5 protein-coding genes are annotated in these 4,366 nt (G+C 45.0%); 2 read left to right on the forward strand and 3 right to left on the reverse strand.

Annotated features, from left to right (window positions below; translation table 11 throughout):
- The coding region (locus tag COY37_RS05545) for an SLC13 family permease (RefSeq protein ID WP_286976618.1) at positions 1-668 on the forward strand (668 nt) is incomplete at its 5' end.
- Positions 669-792: 124 nt separating this feature from the next.
- Here COY37_RS05545 and COY37_RS05550 read toward each other — a convergent pair.
- From COY37_RS05550 to COY37_RS05560, 3 genes are read right to left on the reverse strand one after another with little or no spacing between them, the layout of a single operon-like run.
- Positions 793-1,587, reverse strand: coding sequence for an ABC transporter permease subunit (locus tag COY37_RS05550; RefSeq protein ID WP_286976622.1), 795 nt, complete (start codon positions 1,585-1,587; stop codon positions 793-795).
- 21 nt (positions 1,588-1,608) lie between these two features.
- Positions 1,609-2,409 (reverse strand): ABC transporter permease subunit, encoded by an 801-nt coding sequence (locus tag COY37_RS05555; protein WP_286679126.1) that lies wholly within the window; start codon positions 2,407-2,409, stop codon positions 1,609-1,611.
- Positions 2,410-2,419: 10 nt separating this feature from the next.
- Positions 2,420-3,295, reverse strand: a complete 876-nt coding sequence (locus tag COY37_RS05560) for an ABC transporter ATP-binding protein (RefSeq protein ID WP_286679127.1) — start codon at positions 3,293-3,295, stop codon at positions 2,420-2,422.
- Between the two features lie 197 nt (positions 3,296-3,492).
- Between COY37_RS05560 and COY37_RS05565 the strand changes: the two genes are divergently transcribed.
- Positions 3,493-4,221, forward strand: a complete 729-nt coding sequence (locus COY37_RS05565) for a hypothetical protein (protein WP_286976626.1) — start codon at positions 3,493-3,495, stop codon at positions 4,219-4,221.
- Positions 4,222-4,366: the final 145 nt, after the last annotated feature.

Here is a 4,366-nt window from a genome sequence, read left to right on the forward strand (position 1 = left end):
AGGGCCGGATAGATCCGCCGGAAGAGCAGGGGTTTAAGTTTCTGCGCTCAGAAAAGCTCGTGATCGGCTTTGCGGTCGGATCATTCTCGCTTCCCTTTATCGTCAACCTTATCGGCCTCAGGCCGTATTTCGGGCTCTTACTAGGGCTCGGAATCACGTGGATTGTGATCGATATCCTGCGAAGATATCTACCGGAACACCGGACGCACTTCACCGCGTCGATCGAGGATTTCTTACGCGATGCGGATATTTCGACGCTTCAGTTTTTCGTCGGAATATTGTTGGCCGTCTCGGCCCTTGATTACCTCGGGATTTTAAATTCGGCGTCAGCGCTGCTTTTGGGACACGCCCCGACACTTGAGCGCCTGGTAACGGGAAGCTCGCTCGTGGGGGTACTCTCCGCGATCGTGGACAACGTACCGCTCACCGCCGCGGCCATGCATATAATAAAAACCACGGATGCGTCCGTCTGGGCGCTCGTCGCACTTGCCGTTGGCACGGGTGGCTCGATCCTCCTAATAGGATCGGCGGCCGGGATAGCCGCTATGGGATTAGTAAAAGATCTCACCTTTACCAGTTACCTCAAAGTGGCAACCATTCCTGCAATCGTGGGATATATCGCAGGCATCGGCATGTGGTATCTCCAACACCTCGCACTTAGAATTTGATTCAGATCGGTAGGCCCTTTATGCTCTGCCTTTAGATAAACCAGTTGAACCAGTTGATTGTGATTCTAGAGCAGATGCGATGGCCGCCGATGCACCGGCGGGCAGTATTGTGTATCGCATCAAATCAGACGCTTAGGTCTCTAACGCTGTAAAAGCGATATGTCGCTATCAACATCACGACAATAATGCCTAGAGAAAGTGCATAAAAGACAGGGTCATACGAGCCGTTATTGATTATGGTCTTAGCCTCGAAGTATTTGAACGGTGTCAGATATTTGAGGCCCGAATATTTCTTGGTGATATCGAGCCACAGCGAGAGAAAGAATGTGATAAGCATGATACTAGTTGCCACAGGTGCTGCAAGTTTTGGTCTTTTAGACAGTGCGGCAGCAGCCGTTCCAATCGACAAGAATATAAGTTGAATAAAAAACATCCCGACCATCATCAGAAGGATGTCCCCGGTTACCGAGGCGCCTTTGTTGTATGCGCCGACAATGACGACCGATGACACAAGCGTCACCAGGTTAAGTATCACGACATTTATCAATGCCGCCTGCAGCTTCGATGTAATCGCTTGTCTCCTAGTTACTGGTTTTGCGAACAGAAACTCGGCAGTCTTATCTTGTTCTTCTTTAGAAATGATGTCGGCTCCGAGCAATGATGCGTGTATGGACACCATCACTAAAATATATAAAAATAAAACCGAATAAAACCCGATAGCCGTCGATATATCCACGCTTTGTACGCCAAACAATGCCGCAAGGGTAGGCAGTCCCTTAAACAGATCGTTCGCCGACTGTCCTGAACTGGCAAAGCCTTGATATTTTACCATACCGACCAATATTAAAAAGAACATCCCGACCGACCATCCGATCAAAGACCTTCTATGAGCTTTCAGTTCTCTTAAAATGATATTCATATAGCGCCTCTCATAAAACGGTTATGCCGAGCGAATATCTCTCTTTACATAGACATAATAGCTGGTCGTAATAGCCAATATTAGTATAATCGCTTCGAGAATTATGAACCTTATTTCGTATGAACCATTCTTTACTATGTACGAAAAGTCAAAATATTTGAATGGTGTCAAATATCGTATTGCTGTATTGCCGATTAAGGAGTCGAGTATACCGGCTATGTAGAAGCCAAAAACTGTTGTCAAAGACACTCCCAAAACCGACCTTATTTTTGAAGCCGACACAGAAATCAAAAATCCTAAAGCTAGAAAGAATAGTTGAACAAAAAACAGTGCTAATGACAATAGCAAAAATGTTTTAGGAACGATTGTCGCGCCGGCAATAGCGTTTATTAGTAGTGGAACAGAAATCAGGTAAACGATGTTTGTGATGAGGATGAGTATCAGCGCTGCCACAAGTTTTGCGGTTAGAATCTGTGATCTGCGAACCGGCTTAGTCAGCAGAAACTCGGCGGTCTTTCCGCGCTCTTCTTTGGAAACTATCGACGTTCCGAGAATCATCGCCTGAATCGAACCGGCCAGTATTATGTACGTTATAACAAACGAGTAAAAACCCGATATCGACGCAAAGCTGATAAGGGTTATTCCCAACGCTTTTCTGAAGGCTAGCGGATAGCCCTCGAGAACTTTCAGTAAGGTCCCTGTTTCTTTAGAGAATGCAGGAAACAAAGATAAGTAGAGCGCAGCTCCTGCGACAAGAAAAATAATCCAGATTATCGTTGATTTTTGATATTGTCTTAATTCGTGTACGATCATATTTTTCATTTCGCAATCCCTATTCGTAATAGTGCAGAAAAATGTCTTCAAGGTCCGGCTCTTCGACCCATAGATTCAGTAAATCTATTGAAGCGATTATTTTTATGACCGTATTGATATCACCTTTGTACATGAAGCTGACCGAATTATTTTCAATCTTCAATCCGCTCACCCCGTCGAGAACAAAGATGCTTTTGTCTATTGGATTTTTTGTTTCAAGCCTGAACCTGCTATAATTGCTGCTTGCTAAGTCACTCATTTTCTCTACGTTGACAATCCTGCCCTCTTTGATAATCGCCACCCTATTGCAAAGTCTTTGGACTTCGCTTAAGACGTGAGAAGAAAGAAGTATTGTGACACCCTTTTTGTTCTCCTCCTTCAGCAAGTTAAAGAACTTTTGCTGTATTAGAGGGTCGAGGCCACCGGTAGGCTCATCGAGAATTATAAGCTTCGGTTCATGTAATAATCCCTGGACGATTCCCACTTTTTTCTTGTTGCCATAGGAAAGGTCTTCGATTCTTTTACTGGTATCGAGGTCCATGATCTCGACCAATTCCAGTATTCTCTTTGAACAGTCCTTCTTATAGAAGCTGGCGGAATAGTTCAGCAGGTCCTTGACTTTCATATTTTCATAATAAAAAACTTCAGACGGTAAATATCCGATATCCTGCTTGATCTCAGCTCCATATTCGACGACGTCTTTCCCGAATATCTTAGCGCTACCGCTGGTTGGATAAATCAAAGATAGGAGTATGCGAATCGTAGTAGATTTGCCTGCACCGTTTGGCCCGATAAAGCCGTAGAGTTCTCCCTCTTCAACGACGAGATCAACATCGATGATTCCTCTTGCTTCACCATAGTATTTTGTCAATTTACTAGTCTCTATTACGTTCATTAGACTCTCCTATTCGGAGCTTCCGCCCATTATATGCATCAAATATTTGCTCCAGTATTTCTTTTCTATTATTGATACTCACATACCTTCTTTACAAGTATGCTGAGAATTAATATCATACTGGTTGACATTATTGCCCTTGTCTTTGTTTTATTGAAAGCAACCGCCTCTTTTGGTAGGTTAGTATATGGTGGCTTATGACTAAAAAATCCGATTCAGCGCAGTTAAAAAAGGGCGGACGGCTTTCGGCGGTCGTGTTACTGGCAATCGTTGCGGTTACGCTGGTAGTTTTTAACGTCAACAAGAGGGCGGTCAATCAGCCTGCCCAACATACGGATACGACGGCACACAATAAAGCACCCTATCTCGGGGGCCAGTCGCCCGACTTTTTTGAGAACCAGCTTGAGAAAGTTATAATCGCAACGAAAAAAGCGCCGTTTAAGGCAAGAATTTCGACGGATGGAGGGTTTTACGGTTACTGGACGCAAAGCGGCGATAATTATCGCTTCGAAAGCCCTCCCAAGCTCAACCTGATAATCATCAACTCGTCAAAGAGAAAGGTCTGGGTGGTAAACCTTACCCGGAAGATTGCGCTTGAAACTGCCATCAGTAGTTCGACTGCGGGCTTTTACAGTGAAATAAGCCCCGCCTTTTTTATCGAAGGGCTCTCACGCTATGCGAACGCCGAAACGAAAAGGCTCGAGGATATCCTCCCCTCGGACAATAAATCCAAGCTGATACTAACCGACCAAGGTCTCCCAAAGCGCTGGGAAGGATTGAGGAGTAATAAAACCCCCTGCTTTATCAGCTGGGATTATATCCAGATCAACAATATCTCACCTGCTGAATTTGAACTCCCCCAGGGAGTCGCCATCACCCCTGCAACCCCTTCGCAAACAACAACGGCCGCTGCTGCAAGCCACTAGTACCGCGACATCTACTTTCTGTGCATGTCATTCTGAAGGAGCGAATGAGACTGAAGAATCTTGGGCGCAGAAACCTTCTACATATGCAGGAGGGTCTAAGCTTAGATAGAGTTAGAGTGAAGACTTCTTAGCACAGTGAATCAAA

Source organism: Candidatus Aquicultor secundus (genome assembly GCF_002791875.1).
Lineage (GTDB): Bacteria > Actinomycetota > Aquicultoria > Aquicultorales > Aquicultoraceae > Aquicultor_A > Aquicultor_A secundus.

Coding starts and splice junctions, on each gene's coding strand:
- COY37_RS05550 (WP_286976622.1), bottom strand. CDS start 1,587: ATGAATATCATTTTAAGAGAACTGAAAGCTCATAGAAGGTCTTTGATC.
- COY37_RS05555 (WP_286679126.1), bottom strand. CDS start 2,409: ATGAAAAATATGATCGTACACGAATTAAGACAATATCAAAAATCAACG.
- COY37_RS05560 (WP_286679127.1), bottom strand. CDS start 3,295: ATGAACGTAATAGAGACTAGTAAATTGACAAAATACTATGGTGAAGCA.
- COY37_RS05565 (WP_286976626.1), top strand. CDS start 3,493: ATGACTAAAAAATCCGATTCAGCGCAGTTAAAAAAGGGCGGACGGCTT.